The 14,604-nt window shown below is 73.5% G+C and carries 13 protein-coding genes; 3 read left to right on the forward strand and 10 right to left on the reverse strand.

What is annotated here, in order from left to right; translation table 11 throughout:
• Nucleotides 1-519 precede the first annotated feature (519 nt).
• Nucleotides 520-822 (reverse strand): DUF5302 domain-containing protein, encoded by a 303-nt coding sequence (locus tag ACWERV_RS28330; protein WP_452938293.1) that lies wholly within the window; start codon nucleotides 820-822, stop codon nucleotides 520-522.
• A 103-nt stretch (nucleotides 823-925) separates the two neighbouring features.
• On the opposite strand from ACWERV_RS28330, the gene ACWERV_RS28335 reads away from it, so the two are divergent.
• On the forward strand, nucleotides 926-1,954 hold the full coding sequence (locus tag ACWERV_RS28335) for a saccharopine dehydrogenase family protein (protein ID WP_452938295.1): 1,029 nt from the start codon (nucleotides 926-928) through the stop codon (nucleotides 1,952-1,954).
• A 145-nt stretch (nucleotides 1,955-2,099) separates the two neighbouring features.
• Here ACWERV_RS28335 and ACWERV_RS28340 read toward each other — a convergent pair whose 3' ends face one another.
• The 5 genes from ACWERV_RS28340 to ACWERV_RS28360 all read right to left on the reverse strand — a co-directional run bounded on the left by ACWERV_RS28340 (nucleotide 2,100) and on the right by ACWERV_RS28360 (nucleotide 6,034).
• Nucleotides 2,100-2,921 (reverse strand): SAM-dependent methyltransferase, encoded by an 822-nt coding sequence (locus ACWERV_RS28340; RefSeq protein ID WP_452938297.1) that lies wholly within the window; start codon nucleotides 2,919-2,921, stop codon nucleotides 2,100-2,102.
• 95 nt (nucleotides 2,922-3,016) lie between these two features.
• Nucleotides 3,017-3,853, reverse strand: a complete 837-nt coding sequence (locus ACWERV_RS28345) for an SAM-dependent methyltransferase (protein ID WP_452938300.1) — start codon at nucleotides 3,851-3,853, stop codon at nucleotides 3,017-3,019.
• A gap of 130 nt (nucleotides 3,854-3,983) precedes the next feature.
• Nucleotides 3,984-4,802, reverse strand: coding sequence for an SAM-dependent methyltransferase (locus ACWERV_RS28350; protein WP_398179091.1), 819 nt, complete (start codon nucleotides 4,800-4,802; stop codon nucleotides 3,984-3,986).
• Nucleotides 4,803-4,924: 122 nt separating this feature from the next.
• Entirely contained in the window at nucleotides 4,925-5,206 is a 282-nt protein-coding gene (locus ACWERV_RS28355) for a DUF397 domain-containing protein (protein ID WP_398179088.1), read from the reverse strand.
• A gap of 3 nt (nucleotides 5,207-5,209) precedes the next feature.
• Nucleotides 5,210-6,034 carry a helix-turn-helix domain-containing protein gene (locus tag ACWERV_RS28360; protein WP_452938339.1) on the reverse strand — a complete coding sequence of 275 codons (825 nt, stop codon included), beginning with the start codon at nucleotides 6,032-6,034 and terminating at the stop codon, nucleotides 5,210-5,212.
• Between the two features lie 248 nt (nucleotides 6,035-6,282).
• On the opposite strand from ACWERV_RS28360, the gene ACWERV_RS28365 reads away from it, so the two are divergent.
• Entirely contained in the window at nucleotides 6,283-6,672 is a 390-nt protein-coding gene (locus tag ACWERV_RS28365) for an ATP-binding protein (protein ID WP_398179085.1), read from the forward strand.
• Nucleotides 6,673-6,772: 100 nt separating this feature from the next.
• Here the strand turns inward: ACWERV_RS28365 and ACWERV_RS28370 are convergent, their stop codons facing one another.
• Nucleotides 6,773-7,585 (reverse strand): SGNH/GDSL hydrolase family protein, encoded by an 813-nt coding sequence (locus ACWERV_RS28370; RefSeq protein WP_452938340.1) that lies wholly within the window; start codon nucleotides 7,583-7,585, stop codon nucleotides 6,773-6,775.
• 177 nt (nucleotides 7,586-7,762) lie between these two features.
• On the reverse strand, nucleotides 7,763-10,024 hold the full coding sequence (locus ACWERV_RS28375; protein ID WP_452938305.1) for an alpha-galactosidase: 2,262 nt from the start codon (nucleotides 10,022-10,024) through the stop codon (nucleotides 7,763-7,765).
• Between the two features lie 192 nt (nucleotides 10,025-10,216).
• Here ACWERV_RS28375 and ACWERV_RS28380 point away from each other — a divergent pair, with 192 nt between their 5' ends.
• Nucleotides 10,217-11,056 (forward strand): tyrosine-protein phosphatase, encoded by an 840-nt coding sequence (locus tag ACWERV_RS28380; protein ID WP_452938307.1) that lies wholly within the window; start codon nucleotides 10,217-10,219, stop codon nucleotides 11,054-11,056.
• Between the two features lie 48 nt (nucleotides 11,057-11,104).
• Here ACWERV_RS28380 and ACWERV_RS28385 read toward each other — a convergent pair whose 3' ends face one another.
• Nucleotides 11,105-12,601 carry an aspartate aminotransferase family protein gene (locus tag ACWERV_RS28385; RefSeq protein WP_452938310.1) on the reverse strand — a complete coding sequence of 499 codons (1,497 nt, stop codon included), beginning with the start codon at nucleotides 12,599-12,601 and terminating at the stop codon, nucleotides 11,105-11,107.
• Nucleotides 12,598-14,574, reverse strand: a complete 1,977-nt coding sequence (dxs, locus tag ACWERV_RS28390; RefSeq protein ID WP_452938313.1) for a 1-deoxy-D-xylulose-5-phosphate synthase — start codon at nucleotides 14,572-14,574, stop codon at nucleotides 12,598-12,600. Before dxs ends, ACWERV_RS28385 begins: the two co-directional genes overlap by 4 nt.
• Between the last annotated feature and the right edge of the window lie 30 nt (nucleotides 14,575-14,604).

The following is a 14,604-nucleotide window of genomic DNA, read 5'->3' on the forward strand; positions in this document are numbered from 1 at the left end:
ACTTCCCGCCATCGTGGCTAATCGCGCCGTTCCTCGCGCCCCTACACCCCAGACTGCCACTTGCGGTGGGCGTCGCGACCTTCCCGCCATCGTGGCTAATCGCGCCGTTCCTCGCGCCCCTACACCCCAGACTGCCACTTGCGGTGGGCGTCGCGACCTTCCCGCCATCGTGGCTGTCGCGCAGTTCTCCCCCAGAGCTTCGCCTGGGAGGTGCCCCCACCGGCAGGCAGCCGCCATCGCTCCTGGAGGGGGACGGTGCGGGGTGCCCCCGCAGGAATGCGCTGCCGGTCCCTTCACCAACTCGGGAAGAGGGTGAAGGCGCATTCCGAGGAGGTGCCCCGTGGCGGCCCCCGACCCGCCCACCGGCGCGCCGCGCAAAGGGGCGCGAGGAACGGCGCGAGCAACCACCCACCCACCGCAAGGTCGCGCACCGCACCGCACACCGCAGAACGAAGCGCCCCGCGCCCCCACGCAGGGGCCACGGGGCGCGAGCCCCCCGCATAAGGGGACCCTCAGGCGTCAGCCGCTCTTGCGGCGGAATTCGCGCGGCCCCCCGGCGCGCCCATGGGCGCCGTGGATCTTCGAGGTGTCGGGCCCCGCCCCGTTCGCCCCGCCCGCGCGGCCCCCGCCGCGCTTGCGTTCGAGGGCCTCGCGGAACTTCCGCTTCACATCGTCCTCGGCGCCCGGCGCTTCCGCGCCCTCCGCGCCCTCCGCGGCCTCGGCCGCACCACCGGCGTCCCCGGCGTCCGCCGCGACCGCGGCACCCGCACTCCCGGGCTCGGATGTCTCTTCGGCCGCGGGGGCCTGCTGTTGGTCGGTCATGTCACCAGAGTGGCACGTCGGAGCCGCCGCGCCCACCCGATATCGCCGGGACGGGCGGCGCGTGTACGGTTCCGGTCACGCCCTCGCGAGGAGGATCAGATCCATGACCTGGCTGTTGTACGGCGCCACCGGCTACACCGGCCGCCTGATCGCACGCCGTGCCGTCGCCCTCGGTATGCGGCCCGTGCTGGCCGGCCGCAGTGCCGCGAAGGTGGTTCCGTTCGCTGCCGAACTGGGCCTGGAGCACCGGGTGTTCGGGCTGGACGACGCGGCCGCGGTGCGCCGCGGACTGGCAGGTGTGGAGAGCGTGGCGCACTGCGCGGGCCCCTTCGTGCGGACCGCGCTGCCGATGGCGCGGGCGTGCGTGGAGTCCGGCACGCAGTATCTGGACATCACCGGGGAGATCGACGTCTTCGAGTCGCTGCACGCGCTGGGGCCGCGGGCCGCGGCCGCGGGCGTGACGCTGCTGCCGGGCGCGGGCTTCGACGTGGTGCCGACGGACTGCGTGGCGGCGCTGCTCGCGGCCCGGCTGCCGGACGCGACGCAGCTGGACCTGGCGTTCCTGACCGGCGGCGGGGCGAGCCCCGGCACGGTGCGCACGGTGGTGGAGAGCGCCGCGGAGGGCGGGCGGCTGCGCTCGGGCGGTGAGATCCGCGCGGTGCCGTTCGGTTCGCGCCAGGTGCGGGCGGCCTTCCCGTCGGGCGCGCGGACCGTGGTGTCGGTGCCGTGGGGCGACGTCAGCACCGCGTACCACTCGACGGGCATCCCGGACGTCACGACGTACACCGCGGTGCCCTCGCCCGCGCTCGCGGCGGGCCGGGTGCTGCGGTTCGGGCCGCTGCGCGGGGTGCTCGGCGGCGCGGCGGGGCGGCTGGTGCGGGGGCCGGGCGAGCGGTCCCTGAACGGTACGGGCTGCGAGGTGTGGGGACGGGCGCGGGACGCGGCGGGCAACACCGTGACGGCGACGCTCACCGGGCCCAACGCGTACCGGCTGACGGTCGATTCGGTGCTGCGGATCGTGCCGCGGCTGCCGGAGCTGCCGGACGGCTTCCAGACCCCCTCGCGCGCGCTGGGCGCGGATTTCGCGGGCACGCTGGACGGTGTCGCGGTGACGGTCGCGACGCTGCACTGAGGCAGGCGGGGCGCGCACCGGGCGCGGGACACGGGACGTCCCCGTGGCCGGTCGGTGAGCGGTGGCCGGGCGGTACGAGAAACCGCCCGGCCACCACCCTCCTTTTTTCTCTTCCCCGGTGATGGTTGGTCAGTGGGGCCGCGGGTCAGGCGGCCTTGCGGCCGACGCCGCCGTAGACGCCGATCGACGCCAGCTCGTCCGGTCCGGGTGGCGGCCCGTCGGGGCGCCACAGCGGCACCCGGACGAGGCCGGGGGCGAGCAGGTCGAAGCCGTCGAAGAAGTCCAGCACCCGGTCGTACGGGCGCAGGCTGAGTTCCGCGGTCGCGGTGCGGTAGACGGAGACGGCCTCGCCGACCCGGTCGGCGTGGAAGTCGTCGGTGCCGTGCGAGAGCACCAGGTGGCTGCCGGCGGGGAGCGCGTCCCGCAGCGTGCCGACGATGCCCGCGGGGTCGTCCGCGTCCCCGACGAAGTGCAGGACGGACGCGAGAAGGACGGCGACGGGTTGACGTAAGTCGATCATCCGGGTGACCTCGGGCATGGCCAGCAGGGCGTCGGTGTCGCGCAGGTCGGCCAGCGCGAAGGAGGTGTTGCCGGTGCCGAGCAGCCGGGCGGCGGCGTGCGCGGCCACGATCGGGTCGTTGTCGACGTACGCGACGCGCGCGCCGGGTGCCACGGCCTGGGCGACCTCGTGGGTGTTGGGCGAGGTCGGGATGCCCGTGCCGATGTCGAGGAACTGCCGGACACCGCTCTCCGCCAGATGTCCCACCGCCCGGCGCAGGAAGTCGCGGTTGGCGCGGGCGCTGTCCACCACGGCGGGCGCGGAGCTGATCACCTGCTGCGCTGCCTCGCGGTCTACGTGGTAGTTGTCCTTGCCGCCCAGATAGAAGTCGTACATGCGGGCCGGGTGCGGCCTGCTGGTGTCGATACCGCCGTACCACCCGGCGGACTGCTGCTGCTGTGCGACCACGGCTCCCCCTCGTCTCTTTTCCCTCGCTGCTGCGCGGTGCCGGTCCGGCTGCGTCCGGCAGTCGGCGTTCGGCGTTCGGCTGTTGGCGTTGCGTGTCAGAGCTTCGTGCCGACGCCGGCGTACCCCCCGATACGTGCCAGCTGCCCGGCGGTCGCCAGCGGTCCGTCCGGTCGCCACAGCGGCGGCTGGACCAGGCCGGGGTCCTCCAGGTCGAACCCGTCGAAGAAGCCCAGGATCTGCTCGTAGGGCCGGGTCACGGTGGTGGCGGCGCGGTGGTCGCGGTGGAAGCCGCGGGCCTCGTCGACACCGGACTCCGGCGGGTGGAAGTCGGCGGTGGCGTGGCTGAGGACCAGTCGGCTGCCGGCCGGCAGCCGGTCCCGGTAGGCGGCCACGAGCGCGGCCGGGCGGGCCTCGTCGGGCACGAAGTGCAGGACGGCCGACATCATGAGCCCGATCGGCCGGTCGAAGTCGATGAGCTTGCCGATGGTGGGGTGGCCCAGCACGGTCTGCGGGTCGCGCAGGTCGGCCAGGAAGAAGCCGGTGTTGGCGACGCCCAGCAGGTGCGACCCGGCGTGCGCGGCCACGATCGGGTCGTTGTCGATGTACGCCACCCGGACGTCGGGGGCGACCGCGTGCGCGACCTGGTGGGTGCTGGGCGCGGTGGGGATGCCGGTACCGACGTCGACGATCTGCCGGATACCGCTCTCCACCATGTACCGCACCGCCCGGCGCATGAAGGCCCGGCTCGCCCGCGCGGTGGGCACGATGTCCGGGAAGACGTCGATGACCCGCCGGGCGGCTTCCCGGTCCACCGCGAAGTGGTCGCCGCCGCCGAGGTAGTAGTCGTAGACACGGGCCGGGTGCGGCCGCGCGGAGTCCGGCTCCGCGACGGTGGACACCACGGTGCGTGCGACGGTGGATACCTGGTACATCAACTGCCCTCCTCCGGTTGCTTCATGACAGGACGGTGCGGGCGGTACCGATGGAGCGGGTGGTACGGATGGTACGGGCGGTGCGGGTAGTGACGGCAGTACGAGTGGTACGGACGGTACGGGTGACGGGTCAGCGCTTGACGCCGACACCGCCGTAGAAGCCGATGTGCGCCAGTTCCTCGTCCGACGGCACCGGCTCGTCCGGACGCCACAGCGGCGGCTGGACCAGACCGGGCTCGACCAGCTCGAAGCCGTCGAAGAAGTCGAGCACCTGCGCGTGCGAGCGCAGGGTGAGGGTCGCGGTGGCCTGCCGGTCCTTGTAGACGTCCCGGGCCTCCCCCGCGTCGCCGTCGAGTTCGTGGAAGTCGCCGGTGGTGTGGCTGAGGATCAGGTAGCTGCCCTTGGGCAGGGCGTCCCGGTAGGCGGCGACCAGGGCGGCGGGATCCTCGTCGTCCCGGACGAAGTGCAGGATCGCGACGAGCATCAGACCCACCGGCCGGTCGAAGTCGATCAGCTCGCGGAGGGTGGGGTGCCCGAGGATGCTCTGCGGGTCGCGCACGTCGCCGAGGAAGAAGCCGGTGCTGCCCGCGCCCACCAGGTGCGCGCCCGCGTACGTCGCCACGATCGGGTCGTTGTCCACGTAGGCGACCCGCGCGTCCGGGGCCACCGCCTGCGCGGTCTGGTGGGTGTTCGGCGCGGTGGGGATGCCGGTGCCGATGTCGATGAACTGCCGGACACCGCTCTCCGCAAGGAACCGCACCGCGCGGTGCATGAACGACCGGTTGCCGCGCGCCATGGACACGATGTCCGGGAAGAGGTCGATGACGCGCTGCGCCGCCTCCCGGTCCACCTCGTAGTTGTCCCGGCCGCCGAGGTAGTAGTCGTACATCCGGGCAGGGTGCGGCCTGCTCGTGTCGATGTCCGCGGCGGTGAATCCCTGGTCGGTCAAGCCGTCCTCCGGTCGGTGGCCTCGCTGGTGTGCGGGCTCTTGCATGCTGTGGTGCGGGGCGGTGCGGTGGTGATGCGGTGGTACGGGCCCTGCGGGTGGTACGGGGTGGTGCGGGGGGCGGTTCAGCCGAGCAGGAAGTCCGCTTCGCCGGCTTTGGCGCCCAGGATGAAGGTCGCGATCTCGTGGTTGGTGTAGATCAGCGCGGGACCGTCGGGGTCGGTGGACTGGCGGATGGCCACCCGTCCGTCGTTGAGCCGCTTCGCCTCGACACAGGAGCCGCCGTTGCCGCCGCTCCATGGCTTGCGCCAGCCGTCGACCCCGAGTTCGTTGGCGGGCATCCCGTTGTAGATGCCGTCGACCACGTCCTCGTAGCCGCAGATGCCGTCATTGCCGACGCGATCCATCGTTCAGATCTCCTTGCGCATGCCATCGAGGATGGCTTTGGTGCTGTGTGCTGGCGCTGCTTGCGCGCACATCCGGTCCAGCGCCTCCAGGAAGGCGGAGACGTCGTCCCGCTCGTCGAAGTAGACGCCGCTGACCAGGCTCTCGGAATAGGCGATGTCCGGGATCTCCTGGAGCTGGAACCGGAAGATGTGGAAGGGCCCGTACATCGCCGGGTGCGGGCCGGCGGCGAACGGCATGACCTGGAGCCGGACGTTGGGCAGCTCCGTGGCCTCGACCAGCCGGGCGATCTGCTCGCGCATGACCTTGCGCCCGCCGATGGGGCGGCGCAGCACCGTCTCGTCCATGACCACCCACAGCAGCGGCGCCTTCTCCTTGCCCAGCAGCGACTGGCGTTCGGTCCGCAGCGTCACCAGCCGGTCGACCTCGGCGGCGGGGGTGTGCGGCTGGCCGGCGCGCAGCGTGGCGCGGGCGTACTCCGCGGTCTGGAGCAGGCCCGGTACGTAGTGCGGTTCGTAGGCGCGGATGACCGAGGCCTCGCCCTCCAGGCTGACGAAGGCGCTGAACCAGTCCGGCAGGACGTCGCGGAAGCTGTGCCACCAGCCGGGGCGGTTGGCCTCGCGGGCAAGAGCGAGGAAGCCGGAGACCTCCTCGGGCGAGGTGACGCCGTAGGTGTGGAGGAGCTTTTCGACATAGGGGAGTTTGAGCCCGACCTCGGCCTTCTCCATGCGGCGGATCGTGGCGTGCGTGACGTCCAGCTCCCGGCCGGCCTGCTCGAAGCTGATACCGGCCTGCTCGCGCAGATCCTGCAGGCGCTTGCCCAGCACCATGCGCAGGACGGTGGGCGCTCCGCCCGGCCGGGGGTCCATCACGGTGTGTCCTCCTCCAACTCCCGTGGCTGAGAAGCAGTCTGTCATGTTGTCAGCGCACACAACAGCATGTAGCGCCGATTCTGCAAATTACAGATCGGACCTTGCCATGTGTCCCACGCGACCCTCATAGTTGCAGAGTGGTTCCTTCACCTGATGCCCTCCGGTGTGAACGCCGAGACGGTGTCGGCCTCCCCGGTCGCCGTGACGTGTTCCGGCTGCCCGCGCTGAGCGCGTCCGTCGCGGACGCCCGCGGGCGGATACGCGCTCGCCTGCACGAGTGGGGGCTGTGCGCGGAACTGCGCGACGACGCGAGCCTCGTGGTGACGGAGCTGTTCACCAACGCCGTACGCCACACCGACAGCGAGAAGATCACCTGCGCGCTGCACGACGCGGGAAGCGTCGTCCGGGTCGAGGTCACCGACCAGGGCCGGGGCGGCGGGGTCCCCGCGCAGGGGTGTGCGGGCGCCGACGAAGAAGGCGGGCGGGGGCTGCTGCTGGTCAGCGTGCTCTCGCTGGCATGGGGGTCGGATCCGGCGGAGGACGGTACGGGGCGGGTGGTGTGGGCCGAACTGGCCTCGCACCGCCCGCCCCGCTGACGTACCGCCTCCGCCGGGTCCGGCGGCCGGGAGCGCCGCGGCGCCAGGCCTTGCGGTGTTCTCCAGGCCCTGCGGCGTTGTCCGGGCCCCGCGGTGCTCTCTAGGCCCGGCGGTCGAGCGGCAGCAGGTCGGGGCGCTTGGGCACGACGTGGTCGCCCGAGGACTCGCCGCGCAGCCGGCGGCCGATCCACGGCACCAGGTACTCCCGCGCCCACTGGATGTTCTCGCGGCGCACCGCGGAGTGCGGGCGGCGGTCCTGCGGCGGCCAGGGCGCGTCCGGATCGGCGGGCGTGTCGAGCCCGAGCACCTGCGCGGCGCGCAGCGCGACCCGGGTGTGCCCCTCGGGTGACAGGTGCAGCCGGTCGTCGCTCCAGGCCCGGCGGTCCTGCACCGAGCGCAGCGACCACAGGTCGAGGACGGGGCAGCCGTGCCGGTCGGCGATGGCCCGCACATGGGCGGTGTACGTGGCGATCTTGCCGCGCAGATGGCGCAGCACCGGCACCCCGCGGGTGTCGAAGCCGGTGCACACCAGGACCGTGCCGACCGCGCCCGCCAGGTCGGCGACGGCGGCCTCGAAGCGCTCGGCGATGGCGTCGGGGTCGCTGCCCGGACGCAGGATGTCGTTGCCGCCGGCGCAGAAGCTGACCAGGTCGGGGCGCAGCTCGACGGCCCGCGGCACCTGCTCGGCGACGATCCGGTCCAGCAGCCGGCCGCGTACCGCGAGGTTGGCGTAGCGGAAGTCCTGTCCGGCCTGCCCCGTTCCGGCGCCCGCTGCCGCGCGCTCCCGGGCGTCCTCGTGGCGGTCGGCGAGCAGGACGGCCAGCCGGTCCGCCCAGCCGGCGAAGGAACCGTCCGGGCCGGGGTCGCCGACACCCTCGGTGAAGCTGTCCCCGACGGCCGCGTACGAGCCGATCGGCCCGGTCGTCCCGGCACCGGCCCCGCCGCCGGGCGGCCGGACCTGCCACCCCGGTTGTTCCGGCGGTTCCTGTCGTCCCTGCGAATCATCAGCCACGACTGGCATTTTTCTCCTCCGGCTGTGACCTACGCGACCGTAAGGAGGGGTTGACGGGACGTGATTCATCCCACCAGGTCAAACCCGCCGCAGATGGAATACGGCGGCGTCCAGGTCGCCGGACAGCGTGGTGCGCAGCCCGCGCTCGGCGAGCACCGCGCCGCGCTGGACGACACCGGTGGTCACATCGCGGTAGCGGGCGCCGCGGTCCAGGCCGCGCAGCCGCAGCGGCGGCACGGGCACGCCGAAGCCCTGCGCGGGCAGCCAGGCGAGCACCACGGTCTCGGGCCCGCGGACGAACTGCACGGCGGTCAGGCCGCCGCCGCCCGGCGGGCGCAGCCGGTACAGCTCGCCGAACTGCACGACCGGCCGCACCTGCTGGTGGAGCGCGATCCAGCTGGCCGCCTCGGCGCGTTCCTCCGGGCCCAGCTCCAGCAGGTCGGCGCCGATACCGAGGGCGCCGGCCATGGCGCTGACGAAGCGGAAGCGCAGCGAGCTGCGGCGGTGGTTGAGGCCGGGGGCGGAACCGCCGGTGACCAGGGTGGCCATGACGCGGGCCGGGTGCAGCTGGCCGAAGCCGTGCTGGACGGTCAGCCGGTCGAGCGGGTCGGTGTTGTCGGAGGTGCCCAGCCGGTCGGTGCGGGCGAGGATGCCGAGGTCCACCCGGGTGCCGGAGGCGCAGGACTCGACGGTCAGGCCCGGGTGCTCGGCCCGGACGCGGTCGAGGAGCGCGTAGAGGCCCGCGGTGCGGGCGCGCTGGTCCCCGGCGGCTGCGGAAGAGCGTTCTCCCGCGTGGGCGGCCGGGTGCCGGTCCAGGTCCCAGACCAGGTGGTCGACGGGGGCGCTGTGCAGCAGGGCGCCGATCGCGCCGGCCAGGTGGTCGCGGACGTCGGCCCGCGCGAGGTCCAACTGCAGTGGTCCGCCGTGCCCGGCGGCGCCGTCCGCGGGCCGCAGGAGCCAGTCGGGGCGGGTACGGGCGAGGTCGGAGTCGGGGCCGACGGTCTCGGGGGCGATCCGTACGCCGAAGCGCATGCCGAGCGCGTGCACCTCGTCGGAGAGCGTTTTCAGGCCATCCGGGGAGCGTCCGGCGGCCGGGTCGGCGTCGCCGGTGAGGGCGCGGTCGCCGAGCCGCGCGCCCGGCGGGCCGTCGTCGACGACGTACAGCTCGACGCCCATCGCGGCCGCCCGCCGGGCGAGTTCGGCCTGCCCCGGCGTCCCGCGCCGGGGAGCGCCGTACGGGCCGGGGAACGGGTCGTACGCCCCCTCGCCGTCCGAAGCGTCGGCGGCGTCCGCGGCGTCCGCGGCGTCGAGGGAGCCCGCCGCCGCCCCGCCCTCCGCGGCCCGCATTACCTCCGCCGTGTCCGGATCGCCGGCGCCGTCCGCGGGCGCCCCTCCGTAGCAGGCCACCGGGCGCAGCTGCCAGGCGCCGGGCACGACGTGGTCGAGCTGGTGGGCGTGCCACGCCCGGCTGGCCGCCCCGAAGCCGCCGTCGGTCCACAGCCCGGCGAAGACCGGGCTGACGCAGCTCGCGCCGGGTTCCAGTTCGACGGGGGCGGCGCCCTCGCTCCCGGTGCCCCCGGTGGCCCGGACCAGGCCGTCCGGCAGCCGGGAGACGGCGATGTGCCAGGGGCCGGACCAGGCCAGCGCGGCCGTCCACACCTCGCCGTGCTCCTCCCCCGCGTCGCCCGCGTCCAGTGCGAACCACGGCAGGTGGCGCTGCCCGGCGGTTCCCGAGCCGCCGCCGAGCAGCTGGTCGCCGGGCGGCAGCGGGGCGCGGTCGAGCTGCGACTCGGCACCCCACCGGCTGTGCAGGCGTGACATCCGCCAGCCGTCGCGCTGCGGCAGTGTCCAGCAGGCGGCGTCGGCGCGCAGCAGTTCCAGCCGACCGCCGGGGCCGCCGGCGACGTGTGTCGCGGTGGTCCAGCGCTCCACGACGTCGCTGCCGCGGCGCATCCGGTAGTGCAGCGTGAGGTCGAGGTGGTGGTGCGAGTCGTGGAAGTGCAGCCGCAGCTCCTGCCCGGCGGCGCCGGCCCCGGCGGTGATCTCGTACTCCTCGAAGCACCATTCGGCGCCGCCCGGGTGCCGGGGGCGTACGGCCAGGGCGGCGGGCGGCGCACCCGGGACGCCCGCGCCGGGGAATTCCGCCCGGGGGTCCGGTGCGGGCCCGAACGGGCGCTGTGCGCACGGCGGTTCGGCGGCGAGCGCCTCGGCGTCGCCCAGGGCGATACGGCGCCCCCAGTGCAGGTGCAGCAGCTCGTCGCGCTCGGTCAGGTGCAGGGCATAGCTGCTGCCCGGTCCCGACAGCAGCCACAGCCGGCCGTAGCCGCCCGTCTCGATCATTCGCACTCCCCCACTTTCCGGCCGCCGCACGGCCGGATCCGGACATCATCGGCCAGGTCCGGCAGGAGGGGCAATGGTTGCACTCGCGGGAGTCCCCCGGCCGCCACATACCGCTCGGTACGCCGTGAGCCGCGCTGCCGTATCGTCGGGAGTGCCCCAGCATGACCCAGCAGCGAGCGACGAGGAGCGCCGGTGACGCAGGAAGTGCGGCAGACCGTTCCGACAGGATCCGACCCCGAGCCCGAGCCACGGCTGACCGGCGTGCGGAACTTCCGCGACGTCGGCGGCCTGCCGACCGAGGACGGCCGCCGGGTCCGGCGCGGGGTGCTCTTCCGCAGCGGCCACCTGGCGCACGCGACGGCCGAGGACGCCGCGTACCTCCAGGGGCTGGGCCTGCACACCGTGTTCGACTTCCGCAACGCCGACGACATCGCGCTGGAGGGCCCGGACACCGCTCTCCCGGGCACCCTCAACCTCAATATGCCGCTCAGCGACCCGGCCGAGGGCGCCGAGTTCTGGAAGACGGTCCGCAATGGCGACCTCCCGGCGCTGCGGGCCGCGCTGGCCGAGGGCCGGGGCGCGGCGCGGATGACGCTGGCCTACCGGCAGCTGGTGCTGGAGCGCACCGCCGAGCACGGCCGGATGCTGGAACTGCTGACGGAGCCGGGCCGCCCCGCGGTCCCGGCGCTGCTGCACTGCGCTGCGGGCAAGGACCGCGCGGGCACCTCGGTCGCGATCATCCTGCTGGCGCTGGGGGTCGAGCGGGACGCGATCGAGGCGGACTACCTGGAGAGCAACGCCAAGCACCGCCGCTACAAGGTGGTGCGCGGCGACGGCAGCACCGGCACCGCGATCGACCCGGAGATCAGGGAGCTGCTCGATCCGCTGTTCGAGGCGCGGGTCGACTATCTGCGGGCGGCCTTCGCGACCGTCGAGGAGCGCTGGGGCTCGGTCGACCGCTATCTCTCCGAGGGCCTGGGCCTGACGCCGGAGCGCCGCGCCCGGCTGCGCGAGCACCTGCTCGACGGCTGACCCGCCGGTGACGGGGGCCGGGTGCGGACCCGGCCCCCGTCCGTACGGCTACCGGTTCGCGACCGCCTGCTTGATCAGGGTCTTGCCGAAGTCCCACATCAGGCCGCCGCCCCCGTGGGCGTCGTCCATCACCGCGGTGAAGGCGGTCACGAAACGGTCGACGTCCGCCTCGTCCACCACCAGCGGCGGGATCAGCTTGATGATCTCGACATGGTCGCCGGAAACCTGGGTGAGGATGTGGTGCTTCTGCAGCAGCGGGACCACGACCATCTGGGCGAACAGCCCCTTGCGGGCGGTCTGCAGCATCGTCCAGCGGCTGCGCAGGCCCAGCGACTTGGGGCGGCCGAACTCGATCGCGATCATCAGGCCACGGCCGCGCACCTCCTTGAGCATCTCGTACTGCCCGGTGAGCGCGGCCAGCCGGTCGCGCAGCAGCTCGCCCATCGCCCGGGAGTTCTCCACCAGCCGCTCGTCCTCGACGACCGACAGCGTCGCCAGGCCCGCGGTCATCGCCTGGGCGTTGGAGCCGAAGCTCGCGGAGTGCACGAGCACCCGGTCCATGGAGGAGTAGACCTTCTTGAAGATCCAGTCCTTCCCGAGCGTGGCGCCGACCGGCACGTAACCGCCGGAGAGCGTCTTGGCGACGGTGACGAGGTCCGGCTCGACGCCCTCCTCGTGCTCGTACGCCCAGAACTTCCCGGTGCGGCCGATGCCGGTCTGCACCTCGTCGCAGATCAGCAGCGCCTTGTGCTTGCGCAGCAGCTCCTGGGCCGCGCGCAGGTAGCCGGGCTCGGGGATGTAGACGCCGTGGCCCTGGATCGGCTCGACGATGAGCGCGGCGACGTCACCGCGCTTCAGCTCCCGGGCCAGCGCGTCCAGGTCGCCCATCGGCACGGCGGTGTCGGGCAGCAGCGGCGCGAAGCCGTCCTGGAAGCCCTCCTCGCCGTTGACCGACAGCGAGCCGGTGGTGAGCCCGTGGAAGGAGTGCGTGCAGTACAGCACGCGCGGCTTGCCGGTGGCGTAGCGGGCGAACTTCAGCGCGGTCTCGACGGCCTCGGTGCCGCTGTTGCCGAAGAACACCCGGTCCAGGTGCGGGGTGTTCGCGAGCAGCTTCTCGGCGAGCAGGCCGGGCAGCGGCTGGCAGTCGAAGCGCGTGAGGTCGGCGAGCCCGGCGTCCAGGACGTCGTGCAGCGCCTTGCGGACCACCGGGTGGTGCCGGCCGACGCCCATCACGCCGAAGCCGGCGAGCATGTCGAGGTAGTCGTTGCCCTCGGCGTCCCAGAAGTGGGCGCCCTCGGCACGCTCGTAGACCCGGTCGAAGCCGATGGTGTGCAGCATGCGCGGCAGCTGGTGGTTGACGTACTTCGCCTGGAGTTCGTACCGCTCCGCGCCGCGTTCGGCCAGCAGCGTGGCCAGGTCGAAGCCCTTGGGGCGGGTGGCCGGGGCGTCCGGGGCGCCGTTCGGTACGCCGTCCGGCTGCCCGGCGGCGGCCGCCGCGGGCTCGTGCTGCGCCGGTTCGGTGTCGGTCGGCTCGGACGATGTCATCGCTCACCTGCTCCTTGCGTGCGTTGCTGCTGCTCCCCGCTGTTCTCCGCAGTATGCGGGGCGGGGATCGTCGGGGTGTCCCCGGGGTTCTTGGCGCGCAGGCGCAGCAGGGCCGCGCCGATGCCGCCGGCGATCTCGGAGGGCGTCAGGCCGAGGTCGGCCAGCAGCTCGCCGCGCTTGGCGTGCGCCAGGAACTGCTGCGGGATGCCGAAGTCGCGTACGGGCACGTCCACGCCGGCGTCGCGCAGCGCCTGGGCGACGGCCGAACCGACGCCGCCGGCCCGCCCGTTGTCCTCGACGACGGCGACCATGCGGTGCCGCGCGGCCAGCGCGGGCAGCGCCGGGTCGACGGGCTTGACCCAGCGCGGGTCGACCACGGTGACGCCGATGCGGCGCCCGGCGAGCAGTTCGGCGGCCGCGACACCGCAGCCGGCGAGCGCGCCGACCGCGACGAGCAGCACGTCCTCGGCGTGGCCCTCGGCGGGCCGGTGCAGGACGTCCGTGCCGCCCACCCGTTCCAGGGCCGGCAGCGGCGCGCCCGCGGTCTCCTTGGGGAAGCGGACGACGGTGGGCGCGTCCTCGACGTCGACGGCCTCGCGCAACTGGGCGCGCAGCTGGTCGGCGTCGCGCGGCGCGGCGATCCGCAGGCCCGGGACGACCTGGAGGATCGACATGTCCCACATGCCGTTGTGCGAGGCCCCGTCGACACCCGTGACACCGGCCCGGTCCAGGACGAAGGTGACCCCGCACCTGTGCAGGGCGACGTCCATGAGCACCTGGTCGAAGGCGCGGTTGAGGAAGGTCGCGTAGACGGCGACGACGGGGTGCAGCCCGCCGGTGGCGAGCCCCGCGGCGGAGGTGGCGGCGTGCTGCTCGGCGATGCCGACGTCGAAGACCCGCTCGGGGTAGGCCGCGGCGAACTTGCCCAGGCCCACCGGCTGGAGCATGGCCGCGGTGACGGCGACGACGTCGGGCCGGTCGGCGCCCAGCGCGAGCATCTCGTCGCCGAAGACGGACGTCCAGGAGGGCCCGGCCGAGGGCGACAGCGGGGTGAGGGTCGCCGGGTCCATGGCGCCCACGGCGTGGAAGTGGTCGGCCTCGTCCTGCTCGGCGGCGGGGTAGCCGCGGCCCTTCTCCGTCAGGCAGTGCACCACGACCGGCCCGTGGAAGCGCTTGGCGCGGCGCAGCGCGGACTCCACGGCGGCGACGTCGTGGCCGTCGATCGGGCCGAGGTACTTCAGGCCCAGGTCCTCGAACATGCCCTGCGGCGCGAAGGCGTCCTTGAAGCCCTTCTTGGCGCCGTGCAGCGACTCGTAGAGCTGCTGGCCGATCACCGGGGTCTGCTGGACGACCTGCTTGCCCCAGGTCAGGAAGCGTTCGTAGCCGTCGGTGGTGCGCAGTGTCGCGAGGTGGTTGGCGAGGCCGCCGATGGTGGGCGCGTAGGAGCGCTCGTTGTCGTTGACGACGATGACCAGGGGGCGGTCGCGGGCGGCGGCGATGTTGTTGAGCGCCTCCCAGGCCATGCCGCCGGTGAGCGCCCCGTCGCCGATGACGGCGACCACATGGTCGTCTCGGCGCTTGAGCTCGTTGGCCTTGGCCAGCCCGTCCGCCCAGCCCAGCACCGTGGAGGCGTGGCTGTTCTCGATCACGTCGTGCTCGGACTCGGCCCGCGACGGGTAGCCCGACAGGCCGCCCTTGGCGCGCAGCTTGGAGAAGTCCTGCCGGCCGGTCAGCAGCTTGTGGACGTAGGACTGGTGGCCGGTGTCGAAGAGGATGCGGTCGCGCGGGGAGTCGAAGACCCGGTGCAGGGCGATGGTCAGCTCCACGACGCCCAGGTTGGGACCGAGGTGGCCGCCGGTCCTGGCGACGGCCTGCACCAGGAAGTGGCGGATGTCGGCCGCCAGTTCGTCGAGTCTGCCGTCGGGCAGCGCCTTCAGGTCGTCAGGGCATGTGACGCTCTCCAGCAACGACATGTCTGCACCTCGTTCCTGCCGGTTTTCCTG

The sequence above is a fragment of the Streptomyces sp. NPDC004031 genome, assembly GCF_053604375.1.